Here is a 17,231-nt window from a genome sequence, read left to right on the forward strand (position 1 = left end):
AGCGCAAGAAGGTTCGTCTGGTCCGCGATCTGGGTGATGGTGTTCACGAATCCCGTGATGCCCGACACCGACTTCGCAAGCTCCGTCACGGCGGCACTGACCTGGCTCCCCGCACCGGAGACGTCTTCTATCAGGGTGGCCATTTCGTCCAGGGCCCTGCCGCCCTTTTCCGCCGCCAGAGAGATTTCCTGGGCCTGCTCCCCCGATTCGGCAGCCGCCTTCGCTCCCGCCTGGGACGCGCTCGCCACTTCCTCCACTCCGGCATTGGCCTCCTCGATGGCGCTCACCGTGTCGTGGGTGTTCTTCGACACCTTGCCCACGAGACCGATCACTTCCTGCACCGAGGCGCTGCTCTGCTCGGAGGCGGCACTCATGTCCTCCGCCCGGGAGAGCACCTTCGAGGCGCTTTCCAGGATTTCCCTGACCGTCCCGGCGGTCCCGGAGATCATACGGTTCACCGCGTCGGCCACGTTCCGGATTTCCTCGATGGACGTGTCCGCCTCCACGGAGGCGGTGAGGTCGCCGGTCTCGGCCACGTACCGGGCCCGCTCGGCGGCCGCCCGGAGGGGACGGGCGAGGCTCCGGGAGAAGAGGATGACCACGATGGAGGCCACCACGAGGACGCCTATGATGCCTATGTAGACCGCCCGGCGCATGGCTCCCACCGCGGAGAGGGACTCCGTGACGTCTGCCGCCGCGAAAACCACGTACCCGTTCGCCAGGGTCCAGTAGGACATGGTCTTCGGGACACCGTTCCACAGGTAGTCTATCCGTCCCTTCTTCTCGCTGATTACGGCATCGGCGTACTTGGCGAAGCTGCCGTCGACCACTTCCCGGAATCCCGGTCCTTCGAACTTCAGGGTGGGGTGGTGGAGATATTTCAGGTCCCGGTTGAGGAGGAAGGCGTACCCCGTGTCGTATATTTTTACCGAATCGAGGACCGTCCTGACGAAATTGAAGGAGAAGGTCATTCCGACGATGGCGGCAACCCGGCCGTCGATGAGGACCGGCTGGGAATAGACCACCACTTCCTCCCCGCTCTCGGAACGCTGGATGTCCCCCCAGTAGGGAGCTATGGTGTCAAGGGGCCTCCAGAACCATGCCGAGGAGGGGTCATTTCTGTCGATGAGCTGGGCGGGGGACATGTTCTTTCCGTCGAGGAACATGAAGAGGGATCCTGCATCAGCCCGCTCGAAGGCCACCATGAAGGTCTTTTCCGTGCCGTAGATCTCAGGGTTGAAAATGATGAACAGTCTCCGCGCCTCCGGAGACTGGATGCCGAGGTCCGTCATGAACTTGCCGTTCTGGGCGCCGAACTGGGGAACCACGATGTCCGCCACGTCGGGATTGGGCAGGCTGGTGAACCTGGTGGTGACAAGGGCCGAAAGGGCCTGGAGCATGCCGTCGAACTTGTTGAATGTGGCGTCCATGCGGTATGACAGAGATTCCGCCAGGGTGATCTCGTACTGCCGGGCCGAATCCTCGAGCCCCTGCCCGCCGATGTGCATGGCGTAAAATCCGATGCCTCCCACTGCCAGCGCAAGGAGAACGATGACCACGGCCAGAATGCGCGTTGCGAGTCTGTTCAGTTTCAAGGAAGAACTCCCCCCTCTGAAGGTGATTGGTGATGGTGGAAAAAGAACAGCCTTCGGCGTCCGAAGGCTGTTCTGCTAAATTTACCTCCGGCGGCCCGGCTGTCATGGCCCGAAGGCTGTAGACCCGAAGCTTTGCGTCCCCGGCTTTCGCCCGGTTTGCCCTATGGGGTGCAGATGAATGCTACAGTCGTTCCTTGAGTTCCTTGAGCTGCCGGGCCCGCTCCGCGCCTTTCTCGTCCAGGCCGAGGCGGTTGACCACAACCCGTTCGTTGACTCCCCGGAAAATGGTCCCGAGGGCGTCGGTACCCGTGACGTCAAAGATGAGCCTGTTCCCCCGGACTTCCCTGAGGACGGCCTTCACTGTCACGGTGGTCCCGAGCATGGCCGGGATCTCGTGTTCGAGGTCGATTCTCCGTCCCACGGAGAGGTAACCCTCCGGAAGCAGGTTTTCAGTCGCCGCCATGGCAGCCTGAACGGCCAGGGCGGCACAGGCTGATGTGGAAAGGTACTGGTTCAGGTAGGGAGAAGAATTGCCTATGGTATCCTCCAGCTCCACCGTCTTCTTCACCTCGGCGCTCAGCCCCGTCTGCAGGAGTTCGGAAAGGTTCAGCATGGAACATCCCTCCTTCTTGTGGATATACTCCCTCTTCCGTCTATTCTACAGTAAAATCTCTCACAGGGGGCAACTGCTCCGCCGTTTCTTCGTCGGTTTTTCCCCGGTTTTCCAGGAGAAAGTCGGCGATCTTCGGGTCGAACTGCCGTCCAGCCTGTTCCTTCACTTCCCTGAGAGCGTCATCCCTGCTTCTGGCAGGCCGGTAGGGGGTCCCGCGGGTCATGACGTCGAAGGCGTCGGCGACGGCGATGATCCTGGAGAGCAGGGGAATGTCCTCCCCCGGGAGGCCGGAGGGGTACCCCGTGCCGTCCCACCGCTCGTGGTGGGAGAGAATTTCGTCCGCCACAGAGGCCACGTCCGGAGTGGCAGAGGAGGCAACCTTGTATCCCGCCTCGGCGTGGCGTTTCACGTCCTCCCATTCCTCCTCCGTCAGGGGGCCTGTTTTGGACAGGATTCTCGGCGGAATGGAGGCCTTCCCGATATCATGAAGGTACGCGGCGAGATCCAGCTTTTCCAGGTCCAGCCTTTCAAGGCCAAGCCGTCTGCCCAGCATGCGGCAGAGCCGCCTCACCGAAAGATTGTGTTCGACTGTTTCAGGAGTGCTCTCCGCAAGGGACGAGAAGATGCTCCCGAGAATTGTCTCCCGGATCTTCCTGCTTTCTGAGATTTTCTTATCGTACATGTCCCCCTCGGCGTCCCGGAACACGTTGGCGAAATCCTGCCAGCGGTGAAGCTTCGCGCTGTACCCGAGGGACATGCTGGGAGGAACGGGCATGTCCTTCACCTGTATCTTCCGGAAGGCATCTTCGATGCGGTTGACGATGGAGGCGGCGTCCTCCTCCCGGGTATGGGGAAGCAGAATGACGAATTCATCCCCTCCCCACCGGAAGAGGAGATCGCTGCTCCTGCAAATTTTCCTCAGTACCTTTGCCGCGGCCTTCAGCAGGGCGTCTCCCACCTGGTGGCCGAAAGCGTCGTTGGCCATTTTCAGGCCGTTGAGATCTCCCATGATGATGCTGAGGGGAAGCTGGCGGTCGCAGTCGAGCCGTTTCAGTTCCTCTTCGAAGAATGCCCTGTTGTAGAGCCCCGTGAGGGGGTCTTTGAAAGATCCCCTGGAGAGCCCCTCCCCGGCGGCCTTGAGGTCTGTGATATCCCTGGCGATGGTCAGGACGGCGGGTTCCTCCCCCCTGACAAGGGGGAAAAAGGAAAGCAGCGCCGGAAAGGAGGTACCGTCCTTGCGCCGGACGATTCCTTCCGCAGAAAACGGGTGCCCCGTATCCAGATTTTTCCAGGCCTGTTTCACCCGGAGGGGGGGCGGGGAGGCCAGGACTGCCGTCATGTCGGACGACAAAAGTTCCTGGACGGTGAAGCCGAGTCCCTTCACCGCCGCAGAATTGACCTCCCGGATTTTCCCGGTGAGATTGTGGATAAAGACGAATTCAGCGATTCCCGCCATAAGGCAGGATAAAAGCTCTCCGGTATCCAAGCCCGATTTCCCGTTTCCGGGAGCGGCGTCTGTTCGGTCCATTCTGAGGTTCCTCCTTCTTTGCCTGAAAAAATGCACTATCCGGTCAATTATACTCCAGGACGGTGAAAAATCAGCCCTTTCCCCTCGCAGTGTTTCTTGTTATATTGTACCGGACGGCCATCGGACTTTTCATCCCCTAATCGAGGAGGTTTCTCATGAGAATCGTCGGATTCTGCAATCTGAAGGGCGGCGTGGGCAAGACCACCGCATGCCAGAACCTTGCGGTCGCCCTCGCCCGGAGAGGGCTCAGGGTCGCGGCTCTCGACCTCGATCCACAGAGCAACCTCACCGCCGGGTTCGGCATCTCCGTTCCGGAGGAACATCCCTATATCTACGACTTCCTTCTTGGAGACGTCTCCTTTGAAGAAGTCAAGGTTTCCCGGGAGGGGGTTGACGTGATTCCCAGCACCCTCGACCTCGCCATGGCGGAGATGCAGATCGAAAGCCAGCCCGGGAGGGACACCCTGTTGCGGGACGCCCTTGAGTCGGCCGGCCTCTCCGGTTACGACTGCGTCTTCTGCGACAGCCCTCCCCAGCTCGGCATATTCACCCGCAACGTCCTCGCGGCGTCCCACGAGGTTATTGTTCCCCTGGAAAGCGAGTTTTACAGCCTCGCGGGACTCCGCCTCCTTTCCAGGACGGTGGAGCTGTTCCGCAAGAGGCTGAACAGGGGGCTGGCCATCGGGGGGGTGCTCCTCACCAGGCATAACCCCAAGATCATCATGAACAGGGAAGTGGAGAAGGAGGTCCGAAGTCATTTCGGCGACAGGGTATTCTCGCGGTACATCCGCCAGAACATCAGTCTTGTGGAAGCCAGCGGGGCTGGAGTCTCCGTCTTCGGATACGATCCGGAAAGCAACGGCGCCCTCGATTACTCCGTGGCGGCCGATGAACTGCTCGAGAGGTGGAAGAACGATGGCTAAAAAAAGACCCAGCCTGAAAAATTACCTTTCCACGGGAGAAGTGTTCGCCGGAGAGGAACCCCTTTCCCCCGCCGCGGAAACGGCAGGAAAAACGGTTTCGGAAGAAGCTGCGGCACCTGCGGAAAAGGCTCCGGAAGGGGCCGGCGGGAAAGCTGCGGAAAAAAAGGCGGCGCCGGCGAAAAAGAAGACATCGTCGTCTCCGGAAAAGAAGCCTTCGGCGGCTTCCGGAAAGAAGGCGGCCGGGGAGAAAAAAACGCCCGCCCTGCGGAGCCGGGCGAAAAAAACTTCCACGGCTCCGGAGAAGCCTTCGGAGAAAAAGGGTGAAGAATCTTTTGCCGGCGGAATGGACTCCATTCTGGAGATGCTGGCCGCGGAAGACCGTCCCCTGTGGGAGAGGCTCTTCGGGGCCGCCGAGACTGAATTTTTCCCCCTGGACCTGGTGGAGCGGAGGGAGGATTTCCGCACCATGCCCCGGGACCGGTTCACCCTCTTCCGGCTCGAGGAGCCGGGAAAACCCCTCCATCACGTAAGGACGAGCGTCCAGATCCGTGAACCCCTGGTCTGTCTCATTAAATGGGACGAGACAGGGCGGATTTCCGTGTTCAGATAAGGGGCGGAGTCTTCAGCAGAATTTCAGCCGCTTCTTCGAACGGCCGGGGGTGCCCGAAGAAATACCCCTGACCGCAGGTCGCTCCCTGTTCCGGGGACGGGACAGCCGAAAAATGGTATCCTTAACTGAAGATCAGCGTATTCTTCCCTGAAAGGTCGGTTGTCTCCCATGTATTTTTTCGAGATGCTTCTCTCCGCCGTGTCCCTCTCCATGGACGCCCTGGCGGCGTCACTCGGGATCGGAGCCTGCCTCGGAGCCGCCACGGGCGGCGCGGCGGCCCTCAGGGTCGCGGGAGCCTGCGGCGGCTTTCAGTTCGCCATGCCCCTGGCCGGGTGGTTTCTGGGCAGCCGCTTCCTGGTCTTTATTTCCGGCTATGACCACTGGGTAGCCTTCGGGCTCCTCGCCCTCGTGGGGGGCAACATGATCCGCGAATCCTTCAAGCCCGAGGACCCGGCCTGTCCTCCCTCTGATCCCTCCTGCGGCATCGCCCTCCTGACTGTGGCGGTGGCCACCTCCATCGACGCCCTTGCCGTGGGGGTGAGCTTCGCCGCCGTGGGGGCCCCGGTGATGGTGCTGGCGTCATGGTCCGGGGCGATAACGGCCTTCGCCTGTTTCGGGGGCGTCCTGGCGGGGTTCCGCGTGGGGCAGCTTCTCGGCAGAAAAGTCGAGTTCGCCGGAGGACTGGTGCTGTGCCTCATCGGGGCGAACATCCTGAGGGTTCATCTCATGGGGTAGACAGGGGAGACGCCTGGGTGTACATGGTGCTCTGCGCCGACGGAACGCTGTACACCGGCTGGACCTTCGACCTCGCCGCGAGGGTGGAAGCCCACAACCTCGGCAGGGGTGCCCGGTACACGGCGGGGCGGCGGCCGGTGAGGCTTGTCTTCAGCGAGCGTCTTCCCTCGAAGGGAGATGCCCTCCGGCGGGAGCTGGCTATCAAGAGAATGTCCAGGCAGGAGAAGGAAAGACTGGCGGCGGAGCGCATCGGTGTTCCTCTTGTGTCTCCCGGAGAGGGAGGACTATAATATGCACTATTCACGAACAGGAAGGGAGACCGGCATGGAAAGCGAGAGTAGCGCGAGACCAGAACCGTTGTGCGGCCACATCCGCTGAGGGCGTCCCGACGGTTTTTTCGCGTCCGGCGCCCGCCGGGCGTGAAGGGAGGCTCCAGGGCAGTTCCTGTCTCTCCTTTATCGCCCCCGACAGCTTCAAGCCCTCCGGTTCCGGGAATTCCCGCCCGGACGGAGGAACATCCGCGAAGGGGGATAATTCCATGATTTCCATACTGAAAACCTTTCCCGACAAGAAGAACGCTTCTCTCACCCTGGAGAGTCTGGAACCCGGGAGCTGGATCAACCTGACGGCGCCCTCGAAAGAGGAGATGGACACGGTAAGCCGGGCCGCGAAATGCCCCGCCGATTTTCTCGCCGCCGCCCTGGACCCGGAGGAAGCATCCCGCATCGAGGCCGACGACGGGTGCCTGCTGGTGGTGATCAACGTCCCCAAGGTGGAGGGAAACTTTCGTTTCGATGCCATTCCCATGGGCGTCATCATCACCACGGAGCACATCGTCACCGTCGCCCTGGAGCAGAACGACGTCCTGCCCTCCTCGCCCCAGTCTCTGGCCGCAGTCAGCACGTTCAAGCGGACCCGCTTCCTCTTCCAGGTGCTCTTCCGGGCCGCCACACTTTTCCTGAAATATCTCGTCCAGATCGACCGCCGGTCCAACGCCATAGAGGCCAATCTAAGAAAGTCCATGAGGAACGAAGAGCTTTTCCAGCTCCTTGACCTCGAAAAGAGCCTTACCTATTTCACCAGCGCCCTGCGGTCCAACCGGTCGGTGGTGGACAAACTCATCCGGCTCTGCGCCAACGCCCAGATGCACGAGATCGTGAAGGTCCGGGAGGAGGACGAGGAACTCCTTGAGGACGTGAAAATCGAATACGACCAGGCATACGAGATGGTGCAGATGTACAGCAACATCCTCAGCGGCATGATGGACGCCTTCGCCTCCATTATTTCCAACAATCTGAACATGGTCATGAAATTCCTCGCCTCAATCACCATCATCCTGGCGATTCCCACGGTGGTGGCCAGCTTCTGGGGAATGAACGTCCATGTTCCTCTCGGAGGGCATCCCCTGGGCTTCTGGGGCGTTCTGGCCATTTCGGCCCTGTTTGCGGGAGGCTCGGCCTTCCTGCTCTGGAAGAAGCACATGCTGTGAAGCCCCGAAGGGGGAGGAGGGGGAACCATGGCGAAACAAAGAAGGGAAGAAAGGGAGCCCTGGGAGTACCTCGGTAAAAAACGCGTGCTCTGGAAGCAGATCATCGCCCTTCTGCTGTCTGTCATTGCCCTCTTTCTCATCGTCGTCCTCGGCGATTTTCTGTTCCATTATTTTCACCTGGGCAAGGACTGGTCCGACTCCCTCCTGGTGAGAATGATCGTGGAGCGGCGGCTGATCCTGCCATTTTTCAGGTAGGTGCAAAGGCCTTCCCGGCGAAAGGGGAAGGCTTTTTTCTTTCTCCCCCCGGCAGCTCCGGTCTCGCCCCCGTCCTTCTTCTGCTGTCGGCCGCTTTTTGACCTCACAGTTTTTTTGCAGTATAATAATTTCATTAGTTTTTCAAAGCTGAGTGCTTTGTCTGCGCAGCAATCCTGTCGATACAGATCCCCGGCAGTCCGGCTGAGAATTCCGTTCCCTGGCTTTTCCTGCCTTCTTTGTCCTTCCGAAGGGCTCAATCCATGAAAGGAGCAGATAGATGAAAAAACACGCATTTTGTATTCTGCTGGTATTGTGTCTGGTGCCGGCCGCGCTTTTCGGTACGCCTCTGCAGGCTTCAGGAGAAGAGCCTCCTGTTGTGTTCGCTGATTTCAGCTGGGACAGCGTCCAGTTTCACAACAGGGTGGCAGGCTTTATTCTCGAACACGGATTCGGCAAAGAGGACAACAGTCTCAGCCACGGAGAAGCAGCCGCTGCGTTTCTGAAGAAGCATCCGGACCTTTGGCGGGAATGGGTGGACGGGCCGGCGGCGGAAAAGGTCGCCGCTGCGCTCGCGGATTCGGGGAAGTAATGGCTGTTTCCGCAGGGAAAGGCGGACCGGGGCTTCCCCGTCCGCCCTTCGACGATCCTGTCCGGAGCGGAAATCGGCTTATCGAATGGGCGGAGCCCCTTCTTACGGGAAGCGAACCGGCCCGGTCAAAGGAGGCGGCCGAAGAGTTCGCCCTCTTCTGCGGTCCGGTTCTTCAGGAGGAACTCGACAGGATCCGGAACGACGAAGGGGATCACATCCTGGGCAGGCTTGTTCCCTACTGGGAGGGATGGTACCTGGCGTCAAGGGCCCCTTTGCCGGTCCACTCCAACCCCTTCTACCTCTTCGCATCCGACACGCTGCCCGGAGAGTCCTGTCCCTTCAGACTGGCCGCCCGGCTGGCCCTGTCGGCCGCGGCGTTCTGCACCGAGATCGACAGGGGGACCCTAGAACCGGACACGTTCAGGGGAGCACCCCTGTGCATGAAGGAATATGAACGGCTCTTCAGGACTTCCCGGAGGGCCCTGCCGGGAGCCGACGTGCAGGCGACGGGAACGAAAACCGGCCCCGCCGGGCGCAGTGCCCTCGTTCTCTCCGGGGGGGTACCCTTTCTCCTCGAACTGTATTCGGAAGAGGACGGCCTGAGGGATGTGGAAGAGACGGCCCGTCATCTCCGGGAGATGGCCTCCTTTCCTCCGGACGAAACCCCGCCCGTTGGACTGATCACAACCCTTCATCGGGATGAGGCGGCCCTGGGACGGCGGCTTCTCCTTGAAGGGGGAAAAGACAACGAACGGCTTCTCTCCCTCGCGGAGGAATCCCTTTTTGTCCTCCGCCTGGACGGCCCGTGCGGCTCCAGCCCCGAGGAGCGGGCACGGCACTTTCTCTTCGACGGAGGGCAGAACGGCTGGTATGAAAAGTCCTTCCAGCTCATCGTCACGGCGGACGGTCAGGCCGGGATAAACTTCGAACACGCCTCCAGGGACGGGACCCACGTGGGGCGCCTCGTGAAGGAGATCCTTTCCCGTGCCCCTTCCGTGACGGGCAGAGCGTCGGGGCTTCCGGCACCGGTAAGGCTGGACTTCGCCCTCTCCGGGGAGTTCAGGGATTTCCTTGACGGGATTCCGGAAAAAACCCGGATCCTTTCCGATTCCAGGGTTCAGGCCGTTCTCAGGTTCGACGCCTTCGGGACCGATGCGGTGAAAGAAGGAAATGTCAGCCCCGACGCCTTTGTCCAGCTCGCCATGCTCATGGCGGCGGAGGAACTGTGGGGGGAGCGCAGGAGCGTCTACGAGTCGGTGCAGCTCCGCCGTTTCGCAGGGGGCCGCACGGAGGGAACCCGCCCGCTCACCCGGGAAGCGGTAGCTTTTATCGACGGCTTCCGTTCAGGCCGGGCATCTTCCGGCGCTCTCCGGGAGATGCTGTTCGAAGCCCAGCGGGCCCACAGGGAAAGGATACGGGAATGCCTGGAAGGACGGGGCGTGGAGGGACACCTCCAGCTCCTGAGGGGACTGTGGAAAGAGAGGGGAAGGGAGCTTGGCCTGAAGGAAGAGCCTGCCCTCTTCCGTTCCCCGGCCTGGGAAAAACTGGCGTCCTGCCCCGTATCCAGCAGCACCACGCCGGGAGAGGGCTTCGCCCTCGCGGGCTACGGTCCCGTCCAGCCGGGAGGGCTGGGTGTCCGGTATCTTTCCCGCAGGGATCACTTCATCTTCCACGTGTCTTCCTGGAAACGGGACGGCTCCCTGGCGCCGGAATACGCTTCCCGCCTGCGGAATGCCCTTGAAGCCATGGGGAAAGTACTGCGGGAACAGGAATAAGGCTGTTTCAGACAAATAAAGGGCGTCCGGTTCATTTTCCGGACGCCCTGCTTTTGTCTGTTGTCCGCCTGTACTGACGCTACAGGTTCCGGATCACCATGGCCACGCCCTGGCCGCCGCCGATGCAGGCGCTGACGATGCCGAATTCCTTCTTCTGCGCCTTGAGGGAATAGATGAGCGTCGCGAGGATCTTGCCCCCCGTGGCGCCGATGGGGTGACCGAGGGCGATGGCGCCTCCGCAGGGGTTGAGCCTGTCCATGCCGAACTTCATCACCCTGTGGCAGGCGAGAATCTGGGAGGAGAAGGCCTCGTTGATCTCGATGATCTCCATGTCTTCCAGGGACATTTTGGCCATCTCCAGGGCCTTCGGCATGGCCACCGTGGGGCCGAGCCCCATGTGGACGGCGTCTAGGGCGCCGCTGGCATACCCCGTGATCTCCGCCAGGGGAGTGAACCCGTTGGCCTTCGCCCAGTCGCTGTCAGCCACGATGTACGCGCTTCCGGCGTCGCAGAGGGCCGAGCTGGACCCGGCAGTGATGGAGCCGTCCTTTTTGAAGATCGCCGGAAGTCTGGCGAGGGACTCGATGGATGTGTCCTCCCGTGGTATTTCGTCGGTATCGAAGACGATGGTTCCCTTTTTTCTGTCCTGTATCTCCACCGGCACGATCTCGGAGGCAAAGCGGCCTTCTTTAATGGCGGCCACAGCTTTTCTGTGGCTGTTCAGGGCATACTCGTCCTGCTCTTCCCTGGTGATGGAGTATTCCTCGTTGAGGACTTCCGCCGTGGCGCCCATGAGCATACCTGCCAGGGGACAGTTGAAGCCGTCCTTGTGGAGGGAGTCCTCGGCCGCTTTCTCGCCCATGCGGAATCCCCACCGGGCATCCCTGAGCAGGTAGGGAACATTGGTCGCGCTCTCCATGCCGCCTGCGGCCACGGCTTGCATGTCGCCGAGGCGGATCTTGTCCGCGGCGAGCATGGCCGTCTTCAGGCTGGAGCCGCACCGCTTGTTCACGGTGAACGCGGGGATGGACTGGGGAAGCCCCGAACGGAAAAGGGCGATCCGTGCAGGGTTGGCGCCGACGCCCGCCTGCCACCCGTTGCCCATGATGACCTCGCCGATGTCGTCAGGGTTTACGCCCGACCGCTTTACCGCCTCTTTCAGTGCCATGGCTCCAAGGTCGGGAGCCTCGAATCCTTTCAGGCTGCCTCCGAACTTGCCGCCCGGAGTCCTGCAGGCGCTCAGAATAACCGGTTTACCCATGGTCCGGTACCCACTCCTTTCATTCTATGCCCTTCATGGGGCAGAGGTCGGGGGAAATGTCGTAGTCCATGGTGGTGTTGGCCCGAAGCTCCTCCTCTGTGATTTCCGGGGATATTTCGCAGAGCACCATTTTGCCGTTCACCTTGCGGACGACGCAGAACTCCGTCACCACCACGCTGACCACCTTCGCTCCCGTGAGGGGCAGGGTGCACTCCTTCACCAGCTTCGGGCGGCCTTTCTTGTCGCAGTGGGTGGTGGCCACGTAGACCGCCCTGGCTCCCGTGACGAGGTCCATGGCGCCTCCCATGCCCGGCACCATCTTGCCGGGGATCATCCAGTTCGCCAGGTTGCCGAAGCTGTCCACCTCCAGGGCGCCGAGGACCGTGGCATCGAGGTGGCCTCCCCGGATGAGGCCGAAGCTCATGTCGCTCGCCACCAGGCTCGATCCCGGCAGCAGGGACACGCACCGTCCGCCGGCGCCGATGAGCCGCAGGTCTTCCTTTTCGGGCTTGGGACCCGCCCCGACCACGCCGTTTTCCGTCTGGAGCAGCACGTGCACGTCCTCGGGAAGATAGTCCGAGACCAGGGTGGGAATGCCGATCCCGAGGTTCACCACGGAACCATCCTCGAAATCGAGGGCGATCCGTTTCGCTATCCTGTGGCGGATGACTTCTTCATCAAGTACGGGAAGCATAGTATCCGTCTCCTTTCAGTACAAGAATATCCACGAGCATGCCGGGGGTAACCACATCGTTGGGGTCGATTTCACCCTCGGCGACGATGGTGTCCACTTCTGCGATGACAAGCTCCGCCGCCGTTGCCATGGCGGGGTTGAAGTTCCGCCCCGTGCCGAAGTAGGTGAGGTTCCCCCAACGGTCGGCCTTGTGCCCCCGGATCAGGGCCACGTCGGCCTTGAGGGGAAGTTCGATGATGTATCTCCTCCCGTCGACTTCGATGACCTGCTTGCCCTCTTCATGAATCGTACCGACGCCTGTGGGCGTCAGTACTCCTCCCAGGCCGAAGCCCCCGCACCGGATGCGTTCGACGAAGGTTCCCTGGGGGACGAGTTCCAGCTCCATTTTCCCTTCGTTGAAAAGTCTCTGGGTCTCCCGGTTCAGCCCGATATGGGATGCGGTCACCTTGCGGCACTGGCCGTTCACCACCAGCTTCCCGTGGCCGACTCCCTCGGGGTGCTGGTCGTTGGCGTAGAGAGTGTCGTTGGAGATAAGGTGAAGCTCCTTCGTTCCCTGTACCACGAGGGCGTCGATGAGGGTGTAGGGAACGCCTGCGTAGTTGAATCCGCCCACCATGAGCGAGGAGCCGGGCTTCACGTTCTGAACCGCTTCCTCCGCAGACATGACGGGCTTGATGAGTTTATGGGCCATGAGTCTGGAACACCTCCTCAGGATTGTGTGTTTTCAGGAGCAGGCGACGCGTTTCTTTTCGCCTTCATTTTCTGGAGCAGGTACACCCCCACGAGAAGTGCGAGGGCCAGGATGTCCGTCGTCAGGTTCGGCACGATGAGCAGGAAGGGGACGATGAGCAGGGCGATCCGTTCGGGAACGGAGAGCGGGGCGATGTAGTAGCCCTGCACTCCGGCGGAAAGGCCGATGATCGCCATGAGTGCCGTGACGAAGGAGAAGGCCACCTGCAGGATGTTGCCCTGGAAGAGCAGGTGGGGATTGTAGACGAACATGAAGGGAACGAGGAACCCCGCCATGGCGGTGACAAGAGCCGTGAAGCCCGTCTTCATGGCGTTGCTCTTCGCGATGCCGGCGGCCGCGTAGGTGGCCAGGGCCACGGGGGGCGTCACGTCGGCCAGCACACCGAAGTAGAGGCAGAACAGGTGGGCCGACATGAGCGGCACGCCCATCTGGAACAGGGCCGGCGCCGCCAGGGTGGACGTGATGATGTACTGGGCGGTGGTGGGGACTCCCATGCCGAGGATGATGGACCCGATCATGGTGAGGATGAGGGCCAGGGGCAGGATGCCCTGGGACAGGCTGATGACGAAGGAGGAAAAGGCCAGTCCTATGCCCGTGATGCCGATGACGCCGATGACGAGGCCGGAGCATGCGCAGGCCGCCGCCACTTCCACCGCTCCCATGCCTCCCGCGATGAGGGCGTCGAGAAGGCGTTTCGGTGTCATGCGGTACTGAGGCTTGCCCATCCAGGAGACGCAAACCATGAGGACGATGGACCAGAACACGGCCTTGACCGCCGAATATCCGAGGGCCAGGAAGATGACAAGGGTGATGATGGGGAGAAGCAGGTGCCAGCCCTCTTTGAGGACTTTCCCCACCTTCGGTGCCGTTTCCTCGGTGAGACTCTGAATTCCTCTCTTGCCCGCCCGGAAGTGGACCATGGCGATGATGGAGATGAAATACAGCGTGGCGGGGATGGCGGCGGCCACGACGATGTCCCAGTAGGAAATACCGAGGAACTGGGCCATGATGAATGCCGCCGCCCCCATGACCGGGGGCATGACCTGCCCGCCGGTGGAGGATGCGGCCACGACCGCTCCTGCGAAATTGGACGTGTACCCGGCCTTTTTCATCAGGGGTATGGTAAAGGCGCCCGTGGTGACGGCGTTGGCCACCGAGCTTCCGGAGACCGTTCCCATAAGGCCGCTGGCCACGACTGCCGCCTTGCCGGGGCCGCCCTGGCTGCGCCCCGTCAGGGCGAGGGAAAGGTCGATGAAGAACTGGCCTGCTCCGGTGACGCTCAGAATGGCGCCGAAAAGGACGAAAAGGAAAATGAAGGAGGCGGACACGCCCAGGGGAACGCCGAAGATGCCGTCGGTCCTCAGGTACTGGAAGGGAGCGAGCTCCTCGAGGGGAAAGCCTCCGTGAGCGAGGACGCCGGGGAAATAGGGGCCGAAGAGGGCATAGATGGTGGCGATGATGGCCACGATGGGAAGGGGCCATCCCATGGACCGTCTCCCTGCCTCGATGACCAGGATGATCATCATGGTGCCGATATAAATGTCCGAGGCGATGGGCATGCCTTCCCTCATGGCGATGGCATCCCAGTTCAGCAGGATGTTCAGGCACCCTCCCGCCATGAGGGCCGCGAGCACCCAGTCCCAGATGTCGATTTTATTCTTCGGCCGGGACTTGGACACGGGATAGACAAGGAAGATGAGGCTTCCCATGAACATCCAGTGGACGCCCCTCTGGTACATGGCCGAGAGAAGGCCGAACGCCGCTGTATAAAGGTGGAACAGCGACGCCGCAAGGGCTATGCCCGCCACCACCCAGTACTGCCACCCAGAGAGTTCTCTCCTCCGTCCTTCAATCACCTCTTTTTCAAGAGGCGGAGGACTGTGTTCCAAGGTGGTATTGTTTTCCGTCGTCATAAAAATGAACCTCCATTAGGGAGAAAGATGTGATCCTGCTGAAAAACCGGCCGGAGAGTCTCTCCGGCCGGCCTGCGGCATTTTGCCCGCTTGGGGCTACTTCATGTCGACTCCCTGTTCCCTGAAGTACTTCTTCGCGCCTGCGGCGAACTCGGTGATGCCCACGCTGGCCTCTTCTGGCACGAAGTGGGCGGCCTGGGTGGTGATGTTCATGAACTTGTCCCGGTTCTCAATAAGGGTTTTCGTCAGGTTGTAGGCGAGGGTCTCGTCCATGTCGTTCCTGACCACGAGGTAGTTGCTGTCGGCGATGGTGAGGATGTCTTCCTTGACGCTGTCGTAGGTGCCGGCCTTGATAGTGTGACGGATAAGGAAGGGGTTGTCGGCGATGATCTTCTTGACCAGTTCTTCCTCAAGGGGAATCATGACCACGTCACGCTGGGCCGCCACTTCCATGACCGCCGAGCCGGGGGCCGCGAAGTTCCAGAACACGGCGTCCACATTGCCGTCCTTCAGCGCCATGACACCTTCGGGCTGGGTGAGCTGCTGCTTCGTGAAGTCCTTCTCGGGATCGATTCCAGCAGCCTTCAGGATGAGGTTGGTGAGGATCTGGTCGCCGCCGCCGGGCGCTCCGACGGAAACCCTCTTCCCCTTGATGTCCTCGAGCTTGGTGATGCCGCTTCCCTTCACGGTGACCAGGTGCTGGGGCGCGGGGTACATGCTCATGAGGATCTGCAGGGGCAGCTTGCCGTCGGGCTCGAAGGCCTCGGTGCCGGTGATGGCCTGGTACAGGGCCGATCCCATGGTCATGCCGATCTGGGCCCTGCCGGCAGCCACCAGGCGGCAGTTCTCCCGGGATGCCGATGTGGCCCTTGACGTGGCCTTCACGTCGATTCCGGCGTTGGTGAGGACTTCCGCCATGGCGCCGCCGAGGGGGTAGTACGTGCCGCCCACGCCGCCGCTGCCGATGGTGATGAAGGTGGCGGCGAATCCCGCCGAGGCGAATGCCAGTACACCAATGAGCGCAAGTGCGAGAATGCTCTTCTTCATGAAACAATTCCTCCTTTTGTTCTGATGATCGAAGGGGCTGTCTACCCCTTGCTCCTGAGCGCCTCCGCCGAAGCCTTCAGGGCTTCTTCGAGGCGGCCTGTCATCTCGTCCAGCTCTTCCTTGGTGGAGACCAGGGGAGGGGCGAAAAGGAACTGGTCTCCGGCGACTCCCGCGATCTGCCCTGTTCCGGGATAGATCACGAGCCCTCTCTTCATGCACTCCTCTGTGACGAAGGCAGCGGTCTTCAGCGACGCGGGGAAGGGGGCTCTGGTCGCCTTGTCGGCCACGAGTTCGATGCCCCGCATGAGCCCCATGCCACGAACCTCTCCCACGATGGGGATGTCAAGCAGGGCGGGGATTTTTTCGTCGAACTGCCTGCCCCGTTCAGCCGCGTTTTCGAACACATTGTTCTTCTTCATGTACCTGATGGTCGCGGTAACGGCGGCGGCGGTGACAGGGTTGCCGTTGTAGGTATGCCCGTGCTGGAAAGCGCCGCTTCCGTCCCGGATGGTCTCGGCGATTTCCTTCTTTACGATCATGGCGCCCACGGCGGCGTATCCGCCTGAAAGGGCTTTCGCCGAGCAGATGATGTCCGGCGTCACGTTCCAGTGCTGTGTGCAGAATGCTTTCCCCGTCCTGCCCATTCCGGTCATGATTTCGTCGGCCACCAGCAGCACGTCGTATTTCGAGCAGATCTCCCTGACGATGGGCCAGTACTCCTTCGGAGGGTGAAGGGCGCCCACCGTGGACCCCACGATGGGCTCGGCGAAGAATGCCGCCACCGACTCGGGGCCTAGCCTGAGAATCTCGGTCTCGAGGGAGCGGGCGCAGGCTACGCCGCAGTCGGGGTACTTCAGGTTCAGGGGGCATCTGTAGCAGTAGTGGGCGCAGATCTTCGGGCTTTCTTTGAAAAGGGGGGCGAAGGTCCGCCTCCGTCCCATGCTTCCGGCGAGACCCATGGTTCCCACGGTGCTCCCGTGGTAGGAGTTCCACCGGGCGATCATCTCGAACTTGCCGGAGCCGTTCCCGTCACGCTCCACGAAGTACTGCCGGGCGATCTTCATGGCCGATTCGATGGCCTCGCTTCCTCCGCTGACGAACCAGACGTAGTCGAGTCCCTCCTGGGTGAGAGATGCCACTTCCTCTGCCGCCTCGATGGAGACCGTGTTGTTCCAGCGGGAGGGATGGGCAAACTCCATGGTGAGAAGCTGCTGGTACATGGCGTCGGCTATTTCCTTCACGCCGTGGCCTATGCTCGAAAGCAGGGCGCCGCAACATCCATCAAAGTATGCGTTGCCCTCCTCGTCGTACAGGTACACTCCCTCGCCGCGCACGGCGGTCCGCAGATTTCCTTTGAAGCTTCTCGGAATCAGATGTCCAAGATCCACCGAAAAATCAGCTCCTTTCTGTATAAGTTTCTGAAACAATAAGCGCTGCAGCAGTTCTTTCTTTT

The 17,231-nt window shown here is 61.2% G+C and carries 17 protein-coding genes and 1 riboswitch; of the genes, 8 read left to right on the plus strand and 9 right to left on the minus strand.

Going from position 1 to position 17,231, the window contains the following annotated elements:
- The 3 genes from C8D99_RS05090 to C8D99_RS05100 form a co-directional block, all read right to left on the minus strand.
- A partial coding sequence (locus tag C8D99_RS05090) for a methyl-accepting chemotaxis protein (protein ID WP_133957045.1) occupies window positions 1-1,595 on the minus strand: 1,595 nt, incomplete at its 3' end.
- An 86-nt stretch (window positions 1,596-1,681) separates the two neighbouring features.
- Window positions 1,682-1,766: riboswitch (cyclic di-GMP riboswitch) on the minus strand.
- A gap of 10 nt (window positions 1,767-1,776) precedes the next feature.
- Window positions 1,777-2,208 carry a thioesterase family protein gene (locus C8D99_RS05095; protein ID WP_133957046.1) on the minus strand — a complete coding sequence of 144 codons (432 nt, stop codon included), beginning with the start codon at window positions 2,206-2,208 and terminating at the stop codon, window positions 1,777-1,779.
- 40 nt (window positions 2,209-2,248) lie between these two features.
- The gene (locus C8D99_RS05100; protein WP_133957047.1) at window positions 2,249-3,736 is read right to left on the minus strand and encodes an HD domain-containing phosphohydrolase; all 1,488 of its coding nucleotides are present in this window, start codon (window positions 3,734-3,736) and stop codon (window positions 2,249-2,251) included.
- A gap of 155 nt (window positions 3,737-3,891) precedes the next feature.
- On the opposite strand from C8D99_RS05100, the gene C8D99_RS05105 reads away from it, so the two are divergent.
- From C8D99_RS05105 to C8D99_RS05140, 8 genes are all read left to right on the plus strand, one after another.
- Complete coding sequence (locus tag C8D99_RS05105) at window positions 3,892-4,659, plus strand: ParA family protein (protein ID WP_133957048.1); 768 nt, start codon at window positions 3,892-3,894, stop codon at window positions 4,657-4,659.
- Complete coding sequence (locus C8D99_RS05110) at window positions 4,652-5,269, plus strand: hypothetical protein (RefSeq protein ID WP_133957049.1); 618 nt, start codon at window positions 4,652-4,654, stop codon at window positions 5,267-5,269. The genes C8D99_RS05105 and C8D99_RS05110 overlap by 8 nt, the downstream gene beginning before the upstream one ends.
- Window positions 5,270-5,437: 168 nt before the next feature.
- Entirely contained in the window at window positions 5,438-6,004 is a 567-nt protein-coding gene (locus C8D99_RS05115) for a manganese efflux pump MntP (RefSeq protein ID WP_133957050.1), read from the plus strand.
- 23 nt (window positions 6,005-6,027) lie between these two features.
- Window positions 6,028-6,294 carry a GIY-YIG nuclease family protein gene (locus C8D99_RS05120; protein ID WP_133957195.1) on the plus strand — a complete coding sequence of 89 codons (267 nt, stop codon included), beginning with the start codon at window positions 6,028-6,030 and terminating at the stop codon, window positions 6,292-6,294.
- A gap of 248 nt (window positions 6,295-6,542) precedes the next feature.
- On the plus strand, window positions 6,543-7,493 hold the full coding sequence (locus tag C8D99_RS05125) for a magnesium transporter CorA family protein (RefSeq protein ID WP_133957051.1): 951 nt from the start codon (window positions 6,543-6,545) through the stop codon (window positions 7,491-7,493).
- A 27-nt stretch (window positions 7,494-7,520) separates the two neighbouring features.
- Window positions 7,521-7,748 carry a hypothetical protein gene (locus C8D99_RS05130; protein ID WP_133957052.1) on the plus strand — a complete coding sequence of 76 codons (228 nt, stop codon included), beginning with the start codon at window positions 7,521-7,523 and terminating at the stop codon, window positions 7,746-7,748.
- Window positions 7,749-8,025: 277 nt separating this feature from the next.
- Window positions 8,026-8,337 (plus strand): type 2 periplasmic-binding domain-containing protein, encoded by a 312-nt coding sequence (locus C8D99_RS05135; RefSeq protein WP_133957053.1) that lies wholly within the window; start codon window positions 8,026-8,028, stop codon window positions 8,335-8,337.
- Window positions 8,337-10,112, plus strand: a complete 1,776-nt coding sequence (locus tag C8D99_RS05140) for a choline/carnitine O-acyltransferase (RefSeq protein WP_166670012.1) — start codon at window positions 8,337-8,339, stop codon at window positions 10,110-10,112. The genes C8D99_RS05135 and C8D99_RS05140 overlap by 1 nt, the downstream gene beginning before the upstream one ends.
- A 79-nt stretch (window positions 10,113-10,191) precedes the next feature.
- Here the strand turns inward: C8D99_RS05140 and C8D99_RS05145 are convergent, their stop codons facing one another.
- The 6 genes from C8D99_RS05145 to C8D99_RS05170 all read right to left on the minus strand — a co-directional run bounded on the left by C8D99_RS05145 (window position 10,192) and on the right by C8D99_RS05170 (window position 17,166).
- Window positions 10,192-11,373, minus strand: coding sequence for a thiolase family protein (locus tag C8D99_RS05145; RefSeq protein ID WP_133957055.1), 1,182 nt, complete (start codon window positions 11,371-11,373; stop codon window positions 10,192-10,194).
- A 19-nt stretch (window positions 11,374-11,392) separates the two neighbouring features.
- Window positions 11,393-12,067: a 3-oxoacid CoA-transferase subunit B gene (locus C8D99_RS05150; protein WP_133957056.1), complete on the minus strand. Its 675-nt coding sequence runs from the start codon at window positions 12,065-12,067 to the stop codon at window positions 11,393-11,395.
- Window positions 12,051-12,758: a CoA transferase subunit A gene (locus C8D99_RS05155; protein ID WP_133957057.1), complete on the minus strand. Its 708-nt coding sequence runs from the start codon at window positions 12,756-12,758 to the stop codon at window positions 12,051-12,053. Before C8D99_RS05155 ends, C8D99_RS05150 begins: the two co-directional genes overlap by 17 nt.
- 17 nt (window positions 12,759-12,775) lie before the next feature.
- Complete coding sequence (locus C8D99_RS05160; RefSeq protein ID WP_133957058.1) at window positions 12,776-14,731, minus strand: TRAP transporter permease; 1,956 nt, start codon at window positions 14,729-14,731, stop codon at window positions 12,776-12,778.
- Between the two features lie 96 nt (window positions 14,732-14,827).
- Window positions 14,828-15,778, minus strand: coding sequence for a TAXI family TRAP transporter solute-binding subunit (locus C8D99_RS05165; RefSeq protein ID WP_133957059.1), 951 nt, complete (start codon window positions 15,776-15,778; stop codon window positions 14,828-14,830).
- 41 nt (window positions 15,779-15,819) lie between these two features.
- Window positions 15,820-17,166 carry an aminotransferase family protein gene (locus tag C8D99_RS05170; RefSeq protein ID WP_243833837.1) on the minus strand — a complete coding sequence of 449 codons (1,347 nt, stop codon included), beginning with the start codon at window positions 17,164-17,166 and terminating at the stop codon, window positions 15,820-15,822.
- Window positions 17,167-17,231: the final 65 nt, after the last annotated feature.

This window comes from Aminivibrio pyruvatiphilus (assembly GCF_004366815.1).
Classification (GTDB): domain Bacteria; phylum Synergistota; class Synergistia; order Synergistales; family Aminobacteriaceae; genus Aminivibrio; species Aminivibrio pyruvatiphilus.

Bases quoted from the DNA above. Each gene is read 5' to 3' on its own strand.
- C8D99_RS05095 (WP_133957046.1), bottom strand. From the start codon at position 2,208: ATGCTGAACCTTTCCGAACTCCTGCAGACGGGGCTGAGCGCCGAGGTG.
- C8D99_RS05100 (WP_133957047.1), bottom strand. From the start codon at position 3,736: ATGGACCGAACAGACGCCGCTCCCGGAAACGGGAAATCGGGCTTGGAT.
- C8D99_RS05105 (WP_133957048.1), top strand. From the start codon at position 3,892: ATGAGAATCGTCGGATTCTGCAATCTGAAGGGCGGCGTGGGCAAGACC.
- C8D99_RS05110 (WP_133957049.1), top strand. From the start codon at position 4,652: ATGGCTAAAAAAAGACCCAGCCTGAAAAATTACCTTTCCACGGGAGAA.
- C8D99_RS05115 (WP_133957050.1), top strand. From the start codon at position 5,438: ATGTATTTTTTCGAGATGCTTCTCTCCGCCGTGTCCCTCTCCATGGAC.
- C8D99_RS05120 (WP_133957195.1), top strand. From the start codon at position 6,028: ATGGTGCTCTGCGCCGACGGAACGCTGTACACCGGCTGGACCTTCGAC.
- C8D99_RS05125 (WP_133957051.1), top strand. From the start codon at position 6,543: ATGATTTCCATACTGAAAACCTTTCCCGACAAGAAGAACGCTTCTCTC.
- C8D99_RS05130 (WP_133957052.1), top strand. From the start codon at position 7,521: ATGGCGAAACAAAGAAGGGAAGAAAGGGAGCCCTGGGAGTACCTCGGT.
- C8D99_RS05135 (WP_133957053.1), top strand. From the start codon at position 8,026: ATGAAAAAACACGCATTTTGTATTCTGCTGGTATTGTGTCTGGTGCCG.
- C8D99_RS05140 (WP_166670012.1), top strand. From the start codon at position 8,337: ATGGCTGTTTCCGCAGGGAAAGGCGGACCGGGGCTTCCCCGTCCGCCC.
- C8D99_RS05145 (WP_133957055.1), bottom strand. From the start codon at position 11,373: ATGGGTAAACCGGTTATTCTGAGCGCCTGCAGGACTCCGGGCGGCAAG.
- C8D99_RS05150 (WP_133957056.1), bottom strand. From the start codon at position 12,067: ATGCTTCCCGTACTTGATGAAGAAGTCATCCGCCACAGGATAGCGAAA.
- C8D99_RS05155 (WP_133957057.1), bottom strand. From the start codon at position 12,758: ATGGCCCATAAACTCATCAAGCCCGTCATGTCTGCGGAGGAAGCGGTT.
- C8D99_RS05160 (WP_133957058.1), bottom strand. From the start codon at position 14,731: ATGACGACGGAAAACAATACCACCTTGGAACACAGTCCTCCGCCTCTT.
- C8D99_RS05165 (WP_133957059.1), bottom strand. From the start codon at position 15,778: ATGAAGAAGAGCATTCTCGCACTTGCGCTCATTGGTGTACTGGCATTC.